This is a genomic window from Oerskovia turbata, from assembly GCF_000718325.1.
GTDB lineage: Bacteria > Actinomycetota > Actinomycetes > Actinomycetales > Cellulomonadaceae > Oerskovia > Oerskovia turbata.
This window is the reverse complement of sequence record NZ_JOFV01000003.1, coordinates 99,085-115,522: the sequence shown is the minus strand read 5'-3', so window position 1 is coordinate 115,522 and position 16,438 is coordinate 99,085. Positions and strand designations below refer to the sequence as shown.

The window sequence follows — 16,438 nt, the reverse complement described above, 5'->3', positions numbered from 1 at the left end:
CACTGCCGTGCGGATCGAGCACGGATCAAGCGATTCCGCGACTTGTCCAGACAAGTTTCCGGAGTGTTCACCTGGCGTTGGCGCTTCTTCCGTGGGGTTCATGCGGCAGTCACCAGATCGCCGATCTCGGTGAGGGAGCGGCCTGTATGGTCAAGTCATGGCTCAGTCCTCGTCGTCCCCCCGCACCGCACCGTCCCCGGCGGGCCCCTCGGCCCAGGCGGCGTCGGCGGCACAGCCCTCGCACGGCCCGCTGCACCAGCACGTGCTGGGTGAGCTGCGCCGTCGGATCGTGTCCGGCACGTACGCGATCGGCGACTCGCTCCCGTCGGAGTCCTCGCTGTGCGCCGAGTTCTCGATCTCGCGCGGCACGGTCCGCCAGGCGCTCGGGACGCTGCGCAGCGAAGGACTCATCGGCGGGGGGCAGGGGCGCCCGCCGGTCGTGCGCTCGCGCGCCGTCCCGCAACCGTTCGAGACGTTCCTGTCGTTCAGCCGGTGGGCCGCAGGGGTCGGGCGTGTGCCCGGTCAGCGGACCGTCGAGGTCGCGCGCCGCGGCGTGCACGGTGTCGCGGCCGACGCCCTGGGCCTCGAGGAGGGCACGCCCGTGGTCGAGGTCCTGCGCCTGCGCCTGCTCGACGGGGTCCCGGCGATGGTCGAGCGTGACACGTTCATCGAGCCCGTCGGACGCCTCATCTTCGAGTTCGACCCGGACACCGGCTCGATCTACGACCACCTCATCTCACGCGGCGCGGACCTGCACGCGGCCCGCCACGTGATCGACGCCGTCGCGGCCGACGAGACCGACGCCGACCTGCTCGAGGTGCCCGCGGGCGCCCCGCTGCTGCGCGAGCGCCGCACCACGCGCAACGCCGTGGGCGTCCCCGTCGAGTACGCCGACGACCGCTACCTGCCCGAGCTCGCGGCCTTCACGATCGACAACACCCAGGACACGTCGCTCTCGATGGTCCGCTTCCCGACGGCGTCGGCCGCCGCGGCGTCCCTCGTGTCGCCCACGGTCGGTCGGGCAGACGCGGCCCCCTTCACCGACCTCACCGACGCCAACAGCGTCACCGACCCGAACCAGGAGCCCTCCGAATGACCGGCACCCTCACCGCACCCGCCGCGACCACCGCACCCGCCGTGCCCGACGGGCCCACCTCGCCCGCCGCGCGACCGCCCCTCGCGATCGAGCTCGTCGCGCTCGACGTGGCGGGGACGACCGTCGAGGAGGGCGGCGCGGTCTACGACGCGTTGCACACGGCGGTCCTCGAGCACGGGAGCGGCGCGACGTCGTCGGACGTCCAGCACTGGATGGGCGCCGAGAAGCGCGCGGCGATCACCGCCCTGCTCGCGATCGGTGTGTCAGAACCAGCGAGCGCCCTGGCTCACGCTGGTTCTGACAGGACCTCCGGCACAGACGGTGCCCCCGCGCCCGACGAGGCGACGGTCGACGCCGCGTTCGCGCGTTTCACCGCGTTGCTCCACGAGGCGTACCGGCTGAACCCGCCGACCCCGATCCCCGGCGCCCCCGAGGCCCTCGCGGCCCTGCGCGCCGCAGGCGTCAAGGTCGCGCTCACGACGGGCTTCACGCGCGACGTGACCCGGGGGATCCTCGACGTGCTCGGCTGGACGGTCGCGTCCGGCCCCGAGCAGTGGCTCTCGCCCGACGTCACGCTCGACGCCGTGACGTGCGCCGACGAGGTGCCGCTGGGCCGCCCGGCGCCCTACATGGTCCACCGCGGCATGGAGCGCACGGGCGTGCTCGACGCCGCGCGCGTGCTCGTCGCGGGCGACACCGTGCTCGACCTGCGGTCGGGGGTCAACGCGCGGGCCGGGGCGGTCGTCGGGGTGCTCACGGGCAAGCTCGGCGCGGCGGACCTCGGGCGCGAGCGTCACGACTTCCTGCTCGACTCGGTAGCGGACCTGCCGGAGCTCGTGGCACGCCTCAACGCCTGACCCCCACCACCCGGTACCCGGGGAGCCCGGCGGCTCAGCCCCGTGTCACGACCCAGCCGTCGCCCGTGCCGCGGGCGACGTGCAGGCTCGCGCCCGGGCTCAGGACCCGGTTGGTGATCGAGAGGTCCTCGGAGCACACGTCGGCCTGGGCGAGGCGCAGGTCCGCGACCTGCGCGACCTCGTCGTCGTTGACGAACACGAGGTGGCCGGTGCCGACGTCGACCGTGCTCGGGAGCTCGCCCTGCGCGGGGCCGTCGGTCCCGGCGGCCTCCGCGACGTCGGTCGGGTCGTCGCCGGGGCACACGATCACGGCCTTCTGCCAGTCGAAGTGGGTCGTGGAGATGAGGTCGAGGTCGCCGTCCGACCGGCCCGCGGCGACGATCCCGGCGAGCACGGTGTCGTCGAGATCCTGCGCGGGCTCGGACCCGCACCCGGTCAGGAGCAGCCCGACGACGGCGCTCACGGTCAGGGCGAGGAAGGGAACCTTGGGCACGGGTCCAGTATGCGCTCGACGGCGGAGCACAGGCTCCGTGCACGGTCCGTCGGACGGGCACGGGTCGGGGTCGCCGAGCATGCGGTTGTCGCGGTCCGAGCATGCGGTTGTCGTCCGGAATCCGGCCTGGAACGACACCAACCGCATGTTCGGCACCGGGAGGGCGCGGGCCGGGGTGTGGCGCCGGGGGTGGGGCGTCGTGATAGGACGGTGCAGTGACCACCGACTCCGCGAACGCCCCGCACCAGCCGGGCTCCACCCCCTTCCACGACCTCGACCAGTACGTCGCGATCCCCCGCACGGGCGGCCTCGTGATGTCCCCGGACGGGCGCCGCCTCGTGACGAGCGTGTCGACGCTCGACGCCCAGCGCACCGCGTACGTCTCGGCGCTGTGGGAGGTCGACCCGACCGGAGAGGCACCGGCCCGCCGCCTGACCCGGAGCACCAAGGGCGAGTCGGGGGCCGCGTTCACAGCCGAGGGCGACCTGCTCTTCACCTCGGCCCGCCCCGACAGCGACGCCTCGGTGTCGACCGAGGGCGACCCGACCTCGGCCCTGTGGCTCCTGCCCGCCGCCGGGGGCGAGGCGCGCATCGTCGCGTCGGCACCGGCAGGGGTCTCGGCCCCGCTCGTCGCGCGCAGCGCACCCGTCCTCTCGCTCGCGGCCGACGTCCTGCCCAGCGCGCGCGACCTGGCTCACGACGCCGAGCTGCGCACGGCCCGCAAGGACAAGAAGGTCGCCGCGATCCTCCACACGGGCTACCCCGTGCGGTACTGGGACCACGACCTGGGCCCGTCCGAGCCGCACCGCTTCGTCGCCGACCTCTCGCACCTGACCGACGAGCCGGCCCGCCCGCTCCCGGCACCGCCCGCCGACCCCGACGCGGCGGACCCCACCCCCGGCGTCCCCGCGGGGCGCGTCGAGCTGCGGGACGTGACCTCCGCCGTCGGGCGCGGGCTGCGCGAGCACTCCGCGGACCTGTCCCCCGACGGGGCCACGCTCGTGGTGACCTGGAACGTCGCGGGACCCGGCGCGTCCCAGCGCTCGATCCTCGTCGCGATCGACACCTCGACCGGTGAGCGCCGCACGCTCGTCGACGAGCCCGGCGCCGAGGCCTCCGCACCCGTGATCTCGCCCGACGGCGCGTGGGTCGTGTTCGTCCGCGAGACCGTCACGACGCCGCAGGCCGCACCCGAGCACAGCCTCGCGGTGGTCCCGCTGCGTGCAGGAGACGGCTCGGACGGCGACCCCGACGACGGCGGCGCGAACCACGGCCTGCGCTCGCTCGCCGCGAGCTGGGACCGCTGGCCCACGTCGGCCACCTGGCTCCCCACGGGCGACGGCCTGCTCGTGACCGCCGACGACGACGGGCGCGGCCCGGTCTTCCACGTCGCGTTCACGCCCGACGGGTCGGGCGCCGACGGCACGGTGTCGCGCCTGACCTCGGACGACGCGACGTTCACCGACGTCAGCGTCGCGCCCGACGCCTCGGCCGCGTACGCCCAGCGCACGAGCTACCTCGAGCCCTCGCACCCCGTGCGGATCGAGCTCACGGACTTCCTCGCGGCCCCCGCCGGCGAGCGCACGCCCGTCGCGGCGACCGCGCTGCGCGGCCCCGTCGAGAGCCCCGACCTGCCCGGCACCCTCACCGAGATCGAGACCGCGGCGTCGGACGACGTGCGGGTGCGCGGCTGGCTGGCCCTGCCGCACGGTGCGAGCGCCGAGAACCCCGCGCCGCTGCTGCTGTGGATCCACGGCGGGCCCCTCGGGTCGTGGAACGCGTGGAGCTGGCGCTGGAACCCGTGGATCCTCGTGGCGCAGGGCTACGCGGTGCTGCTGCCGGACCCCGCGCTGTCGACGGGCTACGGGCAGGACTTCGTGCAGCGCGGCTGGGGGACGTGGGGCGCGGCGCCCTACACCGACCTGCTCGCGATCACCGACGCGACCGAGGCGCTGCCCGAGGTCGACGAGACCCGCACGGCCGCGCTGGGCGGCTCGTTCGGCGGATACATGGCGAACTGGGTCGCGGGACACACCGACCGCTTCAAGGCCATCGTGACGCACGCGAGCCTGTGGGCCCTGGACCAGTTCGGCCCCACGACCGACTCGTCCTACTACTGGCAGCGCGAGATGACGCCCGAGATGGCGGCCGAGCACTCCCCGCACCGCCACGTCGCGGACATCGTGACACCCATGCTCGTGATCCACGGCGACAAGGACTACCGCGTCCCGATCGGCGAGGGGCTGCGCCTCTGGTACGAGCTGCTGTCGGCGTCGGGCCGACCCGCCGCGGCCGACGGGAGCACCGACCACCGCTTCCTGTACTTCCCCGACGAGAACCACTGGGTGCTCGCACCGCAGCACGCGATCGTCTGGTACCAGGTGGTGCAGGCGTTCCTCGCCGAGCGCGTCCTGGGCGTGCCCCCGGGCGAGGGCGCGGCGCAGCTCCCGACGACGCTGGGCTGAGACCTCAACGCGAAGGGGCGGGGTTAGTGCGACATGCGCCGGTGCGGCGGCAGGCGCCGGTCGTGCGCGGCACGGACCAGCTCGACGACCATGAACACGATGATCGACGCGACGAGCACGATGCCGAAGAGCAGGAACCAGTTCGCGGGGCCCGACCCCGTGGGCACGTAGACCGCAGCATCCACGCTGCTGGCGAGCATGAGACCGGACATGACGACTCCTCCCTGAGCGGGGAGCTCCGGGGCGGAACCCCTTCCTCCCAGGATGCACCCGTTCGGCGGTGCTGCACCCGGTGGGACGGTGTCGAGTACGGGGTCGTGGTCGTGATGGGCGCCATCACGACCACGACCCCGTTCTCGGCCATCGGCTGTCGGCTGGCCGGTGAGCGGCTCAGTCGTCGAGCGAGACCTCGCCGCGGGCGACGGACCCGAGCCAGCCGAGGCTCGGCTTGGGGAGGCGCTCGAACGTCTCCGGGTCCCAGCCGATGAGGCCGAAGGTCGGGGCGAAGGAGCCCCACTCGTAGTTGTCGAGCAGCGACCAGTGGAGGTAGCCGATCAGGGGCAGGCCCGCGTCGACCTCGGCGCGCAGGGCGCGCAGGGCGTCCCGGGTGTAGTCGATGCGCCGCGAGTCGTCCGACGTCGCGATGCCGTTCTCCGACACGAGGACGGGGAGCCCGGTGATCTCGTGGCCCAGGCGGGCCGCCTCGGCGATGGCGGGCGGGTAGTACTCCCAGCCCGTGAGCGTCTTCTCGGCGTCGTCGGGCGCGGGGAGCGGTCCGTCGACCGTGATGCGGGTGCGGGTGTAGGCCTGGACGCCGATGAAGTCGTCGCCGCGCGCGGCTTCGAGGAAGACGGTCTCGCGCGGGTACGCGTACTCCCGCAGGACCTCCTCGGCACCGGGGTCCGCGAAGAACTGCTGCGGGGCGACGGGCCAGCCCACGGGGACGCCCACGGTGCGGACGAGCTCGACCGCTCGACGGTGCGCCGCGATGAGGTTCTCGGTCGCGACCGGGTCGGGCGCGTGCATCGTGCCCGCCTGGAGCTGCTCGGCACCCTTGGCCGCCGTGATCATCATGGCCAGGATGTTGGGCTCGTTGATCGTGAAGACGTGCGAGGCGGAGTCCAGCAGCGGGAGCACGCGCTCCACGTAGCGGGAGAAGCGCTCGACGGACCGCGGGTCGGTCCACCCTCCGTCCTCGGCGAACCACCGCGGGGACGTGAAGTGGTGCAGCGTGACGAGCGGCGTGACACCGTGGTCGAGGCAGCACTGGATCATGCGGCGGTAGTGGTCGAGCTCGGCCCGGGAGAACAGGCCCTCGGCCGGCTCGATGCGTGCCCACTCGAGCGAGAAGCGGTAGGACGTCAGGCCCGACTCGGCCAGGAGCCGGATGTCCTCGGCGTAGCGGTGGTAGCTGTCGGCGGCGTCTCGCGACGGCTCCGAGAGGGTCGAGTCGGCCGCGACCTCGCGTGCCCACCAGTCGCTGTTGACGTTGTTGCCCTCGATCTGGTGGGCGGCCGTCGCGGCGCCCCAGACGAAGGGGTCGGGGAAGGTGAGGGGCATGGGGGAATCTCCTACTTGATGCCGGTCATGGCGATGCCCTGCACGAAGTAGCGCTGCAGGAACAGGAAGAGGATCAGGATCGGGGTCACGACGAGCACCGAGCCGGCCATGAGCAGGCCGTAGTAGGTGCCGTTGGAGCCGACCGAGTAGAGCGAGAGCGCCACCGGGAGGGTGTACATGTTCTCGGTCTGCGCGACGACGAGCGGCCACAGGAAGTTGTTCCACGAGCCGAGGAACGTGAGGATGCTCAGCGTCGCGAGCGGCGGCCCGCACTGGGGCAGGACGATCCTGAAGAAGATGCGGAACTCGCCCGCGCCGTCGATCCGGGCGGCCTCGATCAGCGCGTCGGGGATCCCGAGGATGAACTGGCGCATGAGGAACACGCCGAGCGGTCCCGCGAGGAACGGCAGGACGAGCGCCGGATAGGTGTTGACCAGACCCATGTTCGACACCAGGACGAACATCGGCACGAGCGTCACGACGCCCGGGACCATGAGGGTCAGCATGACGAGCCCGAACAGCACCTTCTTGCCCGGGAACCGCATCTTGGCCAGCGCGTACCCGACCATCGAGCAGAAGACGATGTTGCCGAGCACGACGGCGACGGCGACGACGATCGAGTTGGTGAAGAACTGGCCGTAGTTGAGCTGCGACAGCCACTTCTCGTAGTTCTCGAGCGTCGGGTTCTCCGGCCACCACGTGATGGGCCGCTGCAGGAGCTCGCCCTGCGTCTTGAAGCTGCCGAGCAGCATCCAGATGAACGGCATCAGCGTCAGCAGGAGCCCGACGACGAGCGCGGTGTACGTGGCGCCGCGCGACCAGCGGATCGGTCGGCGGGCGCGGCGCGTCGTCGTGCCCGCGCTCGCGCCCGTGGATGCCGGTGCGACCTTCGAGGACGTGAGGGCCATGTCAATCCTCCTTCGACCGCAGCAGGCGGAACTGGACGGCCGCGAGGGCGGCGATCAGGGCGAAGAGCACGTACGCCGCTGCGGACGCGAACGCGTAGTTGCCGTAGCCGAACTGGTTGTAGACGTAGTAGCTGATGGTCAGCGTGGAGTTGACCGGCCCGCCCTTGGTCATCACGAACGGCTCCTCGAAGACCTGGAGGAAGCCGACGGACAGCAGGACCGCGCCGAGCAGCAGGGTCGGACGCATGAGTGGCACCGTCATGGAGCGGAAGCGGCGCCAGGCGCCGGCACCGTCGACCTCTGCCGCCTCGTAGACGTCCCGCGGGATGGCCTGGAGACCCGCGAGGAAGATGATCATGAGCGTGCCCATGTTGCGCCAGGCGGCCATGACGATGATCGAGGGCATGGCCCAGGTGCTGTCGTTCAGCCAGTCGGGGCCGTTGATGCCGACCCAGCCGAGCACCGTGTTGACGAGGCCGGAGTCCTGGAGGATGAACCGCCAGACGACTGCCACGGCGACGATCGAGGTCACGACGGGGGTGTAGAACCCCACGCGGAAGACGCTGCGGAACTTCTCGATGCCCGAGTTGAGGGCGACGGCCAGGGCGAGGCCCAGAGCCATCGTCAGCGGGATGCCGACGACCACGAAGAAGAACGTGTTGACGAGCGCCTTGCGGAAGAGCTCGTCCTGGAAGACCTGGGCGAAGTTGTCCAGCCCGACGAAGTCCACCGCGAACGGCGTCTTGATGTCACGGACCGTGAGGTCCGAGAACGACATGCCGAACGACGCGAGCAGCGGTCCCAGCATGAAGACCGAGAAGACCGCGACGAACGGCAGTGCGAACAGCCAGGCGACGACGGCTTGACGTCGCCGGTGGACGGCGCCGACCGAACGTCGGCGCCGTCCCTCGGTGGTCGTTGTCATGGCGGGGACTTACCAGCCGAGCCCGAGGGCGTCGGCCTTGGCCTGGATCGTCTTCGCCGCGTCCTCGGCCGTGACCTTGCCGTTGGCGACCTTCTCAGCCTCGGTCTCGATCGTGGCGGAGAGCTCGTCCCAGCTGGGCACGGTCGGCGGGGCGATCGTGTTCTCGAGCTGCTGCTGGAGCACCTGGGTGCGCGGGTTGGACGTCAGGGTCTCGTCGTCCCACGCGCTGGTGACGGCGGGGAGGTCGTTCGTCGCGGCGTACCACTCCTGCTGCGTCTCGGGGTCGGCGAGCCAACGGACCAGCTTCCAGGCGCCGTCGGCGTTCTTGGCCTCGTCGAAGACGCCGAGGTGCGCGCCACCGATGTAGGAGTCGTTGTTCGCGGTGCCCGCGGGGACCGGGACGGTGGCGACGTTCTGGTCGACCCATTCCTGGCCCTGCATGTCGGCGAGGACGTTGACCATCCACGGGCCGGAGATGAAGGCCGGGTCGGAACCGTCGACGAACGCGCTGTTCTGCGTGTCGCCGTAGCCGGCGAGGGGTGACAGGCCCTCGGTGAAGAACGAGGCGTAGTAGTCGAGCGCGTCGATCATCGCCTGGTTGTCCAGGTCGTAGGCGTCGCCGGCCTCGTTGAAGATCGAGCCGCCTGCCTGCGAGTAGAACGGCAGGATGACCTGCGTCGAGTCCTCGGCGTCGCCCATCGGCAGCTGGAGTCCGTACTCGGAGCCGTTCGCCTTCATCGCCTGAGCGAACGCGGTGAGCTCCTCCCAGCTCGTGGGGGCGGCCACGCCGGCAGCCTCCGCGAGGTCCGAGCGGTAGTACATGACGCGGGTCTCGACGTACCACGGCACGCCGTAGTCCACGCCGTCCGCCACGGTCGAGGCGGCGGCTCCCTCGATGAAGTCGTCGGTGTCGACGAGCCCGTCGGGGACGGGCGCGAGGCCTCCCGTGGAGACCATGGTCGGCATGAACGACGAGCCGATCATGATCGCGTCGGGCACGGTGCCCGCGGCGACGGCTGTCTGGAACTTCGTCATGACGTCGGCCCACGGGATCGTGGTGACCTGGACCTTCGCGTCGGGGTTCTCTTCCGTGAAGCCCTTGACGAAGTCGGGGAGCTTCTCGCCCTCCTCGCCCATGGCCCAGACGGTGATGTCGCCTGTCGCGGGTGAGTCGTCCACGGTCGTCGTGGCGCCGGCGTCGGGCTTCTCTGCCGACCCTTCGTCCGCGCGCCCACAGGCGGTCAGTGCCAGGAGTCCGACGATGCCGACGGCGACCGCCTTGCGTCCGAGCTTCATGAGCAATCCTCCTCATCGAGTGTTCGGCTCGATCTCTGAGCCGATGCGAAACTACCATAGCGTGCGCTCGGTTAGTCTTTTCACCAGTGGTGTCCGGCACCATACGGTGGAGACCGACAAATGCTGACGAAGGAGACGGTGATGACTGACAGCGGTCCTGGTACCCGAGCTGCCGACACGACGACCCCGGACGCCCCGCCCCAGGGCCGGTCCCCGGAGAAGGAGCCGGGCACGGCCGGGGAGCGCCCTCAGGGCAAGCGCCCGGACGGCCGCCTGGTCCGCGGAGAGCAGCGTCGTCAGGAGATCCTGCGGACCGCGGTCGAGGTGTTCGGCGAGCAAGGTTTCCGAGGCAGCTCGCTGCGCGAGATCGCGGCCCGTGTCGGGATCTCCGAGGCCGGCCTCCTGCACCACTTCGGGAGCAAGGCCGGGCTCCTGACGGCGACCATCGAGGAGCGCGACCGGCGTGACCGCGACCGCCGCACCGAGGCCGAGACCGACGGCGCCTCCCTCCTGGCCACGATCCGCGACCAGGTGCGGCGCAACGCCGAGACCCCCGGCCTCGTCGGTCTGCACGTCGTCGTCGCCGCCGAGGCGACGGAGCCGAGCCACCCTGCGCACGACGTCGTCCGGGACCGGTACCGGGCGCTGCGCCACCAGGACGACACCCGCTTCCGGGACGCCATCGAGCGCGGCGAGCTGCGCCCCGAGGTCGACCCGCAGGCGATCGGGCAGCTCTTCTCCGCAGTGATGGACGGGCTGCAGCTCCAGTGGCTGCTGGACCCGGAGAACGTCGACATGGTCGCGCTCTTCGACCACTTCGTCGCGCTGCTGCAGCCGGACCAGGGCGCCGCGCGCGCCATCGATGAACAGACGACAGAGCAGGAGTCCACGTGACCAGCACCGCCATGACCGCCCCCCTCGCGGGCGCGACGCTCGCCTCGGACGAGATGACCGTCGAGCTCACGCAGGGCGGTGACGTGCACGCCGTCCGGGCCGGGGGGCTCCTCGTCAACCAGTACCTTCCCGGCGAGCACGACCGCATGCCGGGAGGCGTCCTCCTGCGTGCGACCCGCACCGACGGAACCGTCGAGGTCGCCCGGCTCACCGGGTCCGCTCCCGCGGTGACGGGCGTCGAGACCGGCGCCGACCGCGTCGTGTGGTCCGGTGCGGCGCTCGGGCTGACGTCGCGCGTCGCGCTCACCGTGGACGACCGGACCCTCGTGTGGCGCGTCGACCTCACGGCCGGAGCGGGCACGGACGCCCGCACGGTCTACGACGTCGTGCACGCCCAGGACCTCGGCCTGGCGCCGCCAGCGGCCGCGCTGTCGAGCGAGGCCTACGTCTGCCAGTACCTGCTCCACCGAGCGCTCGAGCACCCCGCCGCGGGCACCGTCCTCGTGAGTCGCCAGACGATGTCTGCGCAGCCCCTGCTGCCGCGCGCCGTCACCTTCCTCGTCGAGGGCGCCGCCGCCCATCTCACGGACTCCCTCCAGGTCTTCACCCCGCAGGCCCGTCACGACGGCGTCCCGCACGGCCTGCTCGGCCCCGTCACCTCGGGCGTGCTGCAGTACGAGTACGCGATGCCGACGCTCGTGTCCCGGCCGCTCGACCTCTCGACGGGCACGGCCCAGGTCCACGCCGTCACCGTCGTCGACCTGGACGCCCGCGGGCCGCTCGCGGACGCGGTCGACGAGATCGACCGGTGGGCCGCCGCCGCCGTCGCCGCCGCCGCGCAGGAACGTGCCGCGAACCCGCTGTCCACGACCGGCTCGGAGCTCCGCGACGCCCCGCTGCTGTCCGGCGACGCGCTCGACGAGGTCGACCTGCTCGCCGCTCTCGGCCTCGCCACCGAGGACGTCCTCCTGCCGGAGCGCGACGCCGACGGCGCACTGCTGTCCTTCTTCACCCCGGGCGGGTCGCACGTCGTCGACGGGCGCAAGGAGACCGTGACCGAGCGGTCGCACGGCCACGTCCTCAAGGCCGGGGACGCCGTCCTGCCCACCGACGAGGTGCTGTCCGCGACGGCGTTCGCACCCGGCGTGTTCCTCTCGCACGTGGTCCTCGGCAACACGACCGCCAACCGCCTCGTGTCGGTCCACCGCCACCACCTCAACCTGCTGCGCAGCAGCGGGCTGCGCGTCCTCGTCGACGACGGACAGGGGGCCCACCTGCTCGGCGTGCCGTCGGCCCTCGTCCTCGACGTGGGCGGCGTGCACTGGGTCTACGAGACGCCCCTCGGCCGCATCGACGTGCGGACCGTCGCCCACCACCGGAGCGACCGCCTCGACGTGAGCGTCCGGTGCGAGCGGGCGCTGCGCGTCACCGCCACGCTCGAGCTGGACGACGAGGCAGGCGGCTGGGTCGCCGAGCACACGTCCGAGGGCGCGGTCCTCCTGCGCCCCGTGGTGGGCGGCGACGTCGACATGCACTACCCCGACCTGCGCTATGCCGTCACATCGACCGCGCCGGTCTCGACCGCGCCGGTCGCCCTCGAGGACGCCGCGGCGCAACGGATGTCCAGCACGACGGGCTCGGGCGGCCTGACCGTCGCGATCTCCGGCTCGCTCCACGGAGACGCCGCCGCGCTCGACCTGCTCGCTCCCGAGCACGCACCCCTCGACGACATCGAGACCACGCTCGCGGGTCACCTGGAGACCGTGCGGGGTCTCGTCCGCGGCCTGCGCGTCCTGCCTCACCCGGAGCTCGCGACGCAGGAGCTCGACCTCCTCGTGCCGTGGTACGCGCACGACGCGCTGGTCCACTTCCTCGTCCCGCACGGGCTCGAGCAGTACTCGGGCGCGGCGTGGGGGACCCGCGACGTCTGCCAGGGGCCCCTCGAGCTGGCGTTCGCCGGCGGGCGCGAGGACATCGCGCGGCAGATCGTGCTGCGCGTCCTCGCCCACCAGCACACCTGGGGCGGGTTCCCGCAGTGGTTCATGTTCGACGAGTACGCCGAGCGGTACAACGACTCGTCGCACGGCGACATCGTCGTCTGGCCGCTCTTCGCGCTCGCCCAGTACCTCGAGGCGAGCGGCGACCTCGCGGTCCTCGACGAGACGGTGCCCTTCTGGGACCACGCGCTCCGCCGCCCCGCCTCCGCAGGGGCGGACGCCGAGGCGACCGTGCTCGACCACGTCCTGCGGATCCTCGACCACCTCGAGACCGATCTCCTGCCGGGCACGTCGCTGCCCGCGTACGGCGAGGGCGACTGGGACGACACGCTCCAGCCGGCCGACCCGCAGATGCGCACCAACCTGGCCTCCACCTGGACCTCCGCGCTGCTCGTCCAGGCTGCCGACCTCCTGGCCCGCACCACGGCCGGGCGCGGCGACCTGCTCGCGCTCTCGGAGCGTGCCCAGGCCCTCGCGACCGCGGTCCGCACCGACCTGCGCGAGCGCGCGCTCGTCGACGGCGTCATGGCGGGGTACGTGCGGCACGGCGACCAGGGCGACGAGCTCGTCATCCACCCGCGAGACACGAGCACGGGGATGCGCTACCGGCTCATCCCGATGAACCAGTCGATCATCGCGGGCATCCTCACCCCGGCCGAGGCCGAGGAGCACGAGAACCTCATCCTCGAGCACCTGCACTTCCCCGACGGCGTGCGGCTCATGGACCACCCGGCCGCGTTCGACGAGGGGATCCCGCGCACGTTCCAGCGGGCCGAGCAGGCGGCGAACGTCGGGCGTGAGGTCGGTCTGATGTACGTGCACGCGCACATCCGCTACGCCGAGGCCCTCGCCGCGCTGGGCCGCGGACGGACCCTCGACGAGCTGCTCCGCATCAGCCCGTTCGACCTCGGGTCCCGCATCGTCCACGCCGCTCCACGTCAGCGCAACGCGTACTTCTCGTCGAGCGACGCGGACTTCCCCGACCGTGCGAGCTTCGCACGGGACTTCGACCGGCTCCGCGACGGGTCCGTCGGAGTGCGTGGTGGGTGGCGCGTCTACTCGAGCGGTCCGGGGATCTACCTGCGCCAGCTCGTCCAGGGCGTCCTCGGCCTTGCAGAGCAGGCGGGCACCCTCGTGATCGACCCGGTCCTGGCCGCGACGGCCGACGGACTCACGGTAGAGCTCGAGCTCGGGGGCCGGGTGCGCACCGTCGTGTTCCGTGTCCGGGACCGCGACGCGGTCCCCGACCACGGTGCGGGCGTGCAGGTGCGGGCCGGCTCGGGTCCGGACGACCTTGTGGTCGTGCCCGCCACCCCGCGGAGCGGCGACTACCGCGAGCGCGGCGTGGTCGTGGCGCCGGGCGGGCTGGGCGACGCGGCGCTCGTCGAGGTCACCGTGACGGCCGGGTCGTAGCCGCGCCGCTTCCGCGTCGAGAACGAGGTCGAGGTCGCCCTGGACCCCAGAGCGACCTCGACCTCGTTCCCGACAGCCGACAGCCGACAGCCGACAGCCGACAGCGGGCCGGACCGCCTACGCCCGCGCCGCCCGCACGATCTCGGCCGCGAGGTCGGCGGGCCGCGAGAACATGGGCCAGTGCCCGGTCGGCAGGTCGACGTACGTGACGTCGAGCTCGCCGAGCTCGGTGTGCAGCGGCGGCCCGGGGTGCGCCATCGTCTTCAGCACCTCCGAGGGCAGGCTCGTGCAGATCACGGTCGCGGGGACCTCGAGCCGCGCCGGGTCGCTCACGTGCACCCGGCCGCCCGCGACGCCGCCCGGATGGGGCACGGCCCGCGCACGGAACCGGGCGAGCCCGGCGTCGTCGATCCCGTCGAGGCTCGACCCCGCGGCCGCGAGCTCGTCCCACGAGGGCAGCGGGATCTCGACCGTCCCTGCGGGGAGGTCGGGGGAGAGCGACGCGCCGTCGACGAGCGGCCCCGTGTCGACGTGGACCGTGCGTCGGATGCGCGCGGGGTCGCGGTCGACGACCTCGTGGATCACGGGGCCCCCGCCGCTGTGCCCCACGAGCACGACGTCCCCGTCGAGGGCGGCGATCACGTCGCGGACCGCCTGGACGTGGTCCTCGCGGGTGAGGCGGCTGCGGTCGGTCGTGACGTCGTCGAGCCCGGGGAGCGTCACGGGGTGGGGGGTGAGGCCCGAGGCCTCGAGGTGGGGGACGACGTCGTCCCACGCCCACGCCCCGAGCCAGAAGCCCGGGACGAGGACGACGTGTGTCTGCTGCGCTGAAGTGGTCATGACCCCAGCCTGACGGGGTGTCGGTGACACCTGTCTGTCACCATTGTTCGAGGGGTTCCGCGCGACGTCCGTCGGCGGGCCCGGACCCGACGGAGGCAGCGCGTGAACAAGACCGAGCGGCTCTACGCCGTGACCGAGGAGCTGCGTCGTGCGGGCCCCGGCGGCACCACGGGGCCGCGCCTCGCGCGCCTGCTCGAGGTCAGCGAGCGCACGATCAAGCGCGACGTCTCGGCGCTCCAGCAGGCCGGACTGCCCGTCTGGGCCCAGGCCGGGCCGGGCGGGGGCTACGTGCTCGACCCGTCCGTGTCCCTGCCCCCCGTCAACTTCACTCCGCAGCAGGCCGTCGCGGTCGCGGTCGCGCTCGCCGCGCTCCCAGCCGGAAGCCCGTTCGCGGTCGACGCCGCCACGGCGCAGGGCAAGGTCTGGGACGCGCTCGGACCGCAGGCGCGCGAGCGGGCGGCGGCGCTCGCGGCGAGGGTGTGGATCGACCACGGCGCCGTGCCCGGGCGTGCCCCGGACGGCGCGAGCCACCTGCCCGACGGCGCCGCTCGCCCCGGTCCTGCCGTCGCCTCGGGGCCGGACAGGGGCGAGTCCGGCGGAGCTGCCTCCGCGCCACCGGACGGCGTCGACGGCGTGCCGGGCGACCCCGTGCCGCGCGCCCGGGTGCACCTGCAGGTCTTGCGCGCCGTCGAGCAGTCTCTCGCCCGGTCGGTCGTGCTGGCGATCCGGTACCGCGACGCGAGAGGCCACGAGTCGGCCCGCCGGGTCGAGCCCGTGATCCTGGCGCACAGGGAGGGCGCCTGGTACCTCATCGCGTGGTGCCGGTCCCGGGACGCCGTCCGCTGGTTCCGCCTGGACCGCGTCGAGCGCGCGGACCTCACGGGCGAGCCGTACGTGCCGCGGCCGGTCGCGGAGGTGGGGACGCCGCCGTCGGGCGCGATGCCTGTCGCCTGAGCGTCTGTGCCCTGGGGGGCGAGAACGGGGTCGCGGCCGTTCAGAGGCTCAGGACGACCGCGAGCTCGTTCTCGAGGCGGCTCGCTCGCCCGCGAGCGGGGGGCGGGGGACGCCGACGGACGTGGTCACGCAGCCATGGCCAGGGAGCTGGTCATGACGGACGACACCGCCGAGGCCTCGAGCCAGCGGCGCACGATGCGTGCGTCGGCGGCCCGGCGCACGGGGCTGCGCAGGTTCAGGTGCGCAGAGGCCCTGTGCTCGACGAGGGCGGCACGGTCGTGGTCGAGGGCCCACAGGATGGCGCTACGGATCTCGTCGGTCGAGGGCCGGAACGCGTGGTCGAGGTGCATGATCACTCTCAAGGTGAGGGCCGCGGGTCTCGCGGCGGAGAAGCTGTGTACACCTCTCAAGAGGGGCGAACCCGGACTTCATGACGCGACTTTCCGGAAGAAGTTTTCCTGACAGTGTGTTTCGTGAAGCGAACGGTCTTCCGCGAGACGGTGACGCTCGTCACGTGCGCTGCGCCCCGGCGTCTCGATCGCGCACGTCGACGTCACGGCGGGCACGCTCGCCGCGACCGTTCCGGGGCCGATGACACCTGGTGCCTCCAGGTCAACGTCGTCGACACCGACGCCCGGCGCGACGTGCCGCACGAGGTCGACGGCGTCGCGGTCGTCGTGCGCGTCACGGGCCACGTGGGCGCGGGCTGACGCGCGACCCGGCCGGTAGGCGCTACCGCC

Annotated in this window: 15 protein-coding genes; 7 read left to right on the top strand and 8 right to left on the bottom strand. The window is 72.6% G+C overall.

The window, feature by feature from the left end; genetic code table 11:
- The first annotated feature begins 157 nt into the window (after positions 1–157).
- On the top strand, positions 158–1,096 hold the full coding sequence (locus IE95_RS0103680) for a GntR family transcriptional regulator (RefSeq protein ID WP_084689777.1): 939 nt from the start codon (positions 158–160) through the stop codon (positions 1,094–1,096).
- Positions 1,093–1,953, top strand: a complete 861-nt coding sequence (locus IE95_RS0103675; protein WP_084689776.1) for an HAD family hydrolase — start codon at positions 1,093–1,095, stop codon at positions 1,951–1,953. Before IE95_RS0103680 ends, IE95_RS0103675 begins: the two co-directional genes overlap by 4 nt.
- A 34-nt stretch (positions 1,954–1,987) precedes the next feature.
- Here the strand turns inward: IE95_RS0103675 and IE95_RS0103670 are convergent, their stop codons facing one another.
- Positions 1,988–2,446: a hypothetical protein gene (locus IE95_RS0103670; protein WP_030150278.1), complete on the bottom strand. Its 459-nt coding sequence runs from the start codon at positions 2,444–2,446 to the stop codon at positions 1,988–1,990.
- A gap of 314 nt (positions 2,447–2,760) precedes the next feature.
- Here IE95_RS0103670 and IE95_RS0103665 point away from each other — a divergent pair, with 314 nt between their 5' ends.
- On the top strand, positions 2,761–4,911 hold the full coding sequence (locus IE95_RS0103665) for a S9 family peptidase (protein WP_084689811.1): 2,151 nt from the start codon (positions 2,761–2,763) through the stop codon (positions 4,909–4,911).
- 23 nt (positions 4,912–4,934) lie between these two features.
- Here the strand turns inward: IE95_RS0103665 and IE95_RS0103660 are convergent, their stop codons facing one another.
- The 5 genes from IE95_RS0103660 to IE95_RS0103640 all read right to left on the bottom strand — a co-directional run bounded on the left by IE95_RS0103660 (position 4,935) and on the right by IE95_RS0103640 (position 9,600).
- Positions 4,935–5,123 (bottom strand): hypothetical protein, encoded by a 189-nt coding sequence (locus IE95_RS0103660; protein WP_030150276.1) that lies wholly within the window; start codon positions 5,121–5,123, stop codon positions 4,935–4,937.
- 178 nt (positions 5,124–5,301) lie between these two features.
- Positions 5,302–6,471, bottom strand: coding sequence for a glycoside hydrolase family 1 protein (locus tag IE95_RS0103655; protein WP_030150275.1), 1,170 nt, complete (start codon positions 6,469–6,471; stop codon positions 5,302–5,304).
- A gap of 11 nt (positions 6,472–6,482) precedes the next feature.
- Positions 6,483–7,379, bottom strand: coding sequence for a carbohydrate ABC transporter permease (locus IE95_RS0103650; protein WP_030150274.1), 897 nt, complete (start codon positions 7,377–7,379; stop codon positions 6,483–6,485).
- Between the two features lies 1 nt (position 7,380).
- Positions 7,381–8,304, bottom strand: coding sequence for a carbohydrate ABC transporter permease (locus IE95_RS0103645; RefSeq protein WP_051702679.1), 924 nt, complete (start codon positions 8,302–8,304; stop codon positions 7,381–7,383).
- Positions 8,305–8,313: 9 nt separating this feature from the next.
- On the bottom strand, positions 8,314–9,600 hold the full coding sequence (locus IE95_RS0103640; RefSeq protein WP_030150272.1) for an extracellular solute-binding protein: 1,287 nt from the start codon (positions 9,598–9,600) through the stop codon (positions 8,314–8,316).
- Positions 9,601–9,741: 141 nt separating this feature from the next.
- On the opposite strand from IE95_RS0103640, the gene IE95_RS0103635 reads away from it, so the two are divergent.
- Both IE95_RS0103635 and IE95_RS18625 read left to right on the top strand, forming a co-directional pair.
- Positions 9,742–10,494 carry a TetR/AcrR family transcriptional regulator gene (locus IE95_RS0103635; RefSeq protein ID WP_084689810.1) on the top strand — a complete coding sequence of 251 codons (753 nt, stop codon included), beginning with the start codon at positions 9,742–9,744 and terminating at the stop codon, positions 10,492–10,494.
- Positions 10,491–13,904 carry a GH36-type glycosyl hydrolase domain-containing protein gene (locus IE95_RS18625; protein WP_036570821.1) on the top strand — a complete coding sequence of 1,138 codons (3,414 nt, stop codon included), beginning with the start codon at positions 10,491–10,493 and terminating at the stop codon, positions 13,902–13,904. Before IE95_RS0103635 ends, IE95_RS18625 begins: the two co-directional genes overlap by 4 nt.
- Positions 13,905–14,021: 117 nt before the next feature.
- On the opposite strand, the gene IE95_RS0103625 is transcribed toward IE95_RS18625, so the two are convergent.
- Positions 14,022–14,744, bottom strand: a complete 723-nt coding sequence (locus tag IE95_RS0103625; RefSeq protein ID WP_030150270.1) for an alpha/beta fold hydrolase — start codon at positions 14,742–14,744, stop codon at positions 14,022–14,024.
- Positions 14,745–14,846: 102 nt separating this feature from the next.
- On the opposite strand from IE95_RS0103625, the gene IE95_RS0103620 reads away from it, so the two are divergent.
- On the top strand, positions 14,847–15,698 hold the full coding sequence (locus tag IE95_RS0103620) for a helix-turn-helix transcriptional regulator (protein ID WP_030150269.1): 852 nt from the start codon (positions 14,847–14,849) through the stop codon (positions 15,696–15,698).
- Positions 15,699–15,823: 125 nt separating this feature from the next.
- Here IE95_RS0103620 and IE95_RS0103615 read toward each other — a convergent pair whose 3' ends face one another.
- Entirely contained in the window at positions 15,824–16,048 is a 225-nt protein-coding gene (locus tag IE95_RS0103615) for a hypothetical protein (protein WP_129429547.1), read from the bottom strand.
- Positions 16,049–16,171: 123 nt separating this feature from the next.
- Between IE95_RS0103615 and IE95_RS0103610 the strand changes: the two genes are divergently transcribed.
- The gene (locus tag IE95_RS0103610; protein WP_030150267.1) at positions 16,172–16,408 is read left to right on the top strand and encodes a hypothetical protein; all 237 of its coding nucleotides are present in this window, start codon (positions 16,172–16,174) and stop codon (positions 16,406–16,408) included.
- Positions 16,409–16,438 lie beyond the last annotated feature (30 nt).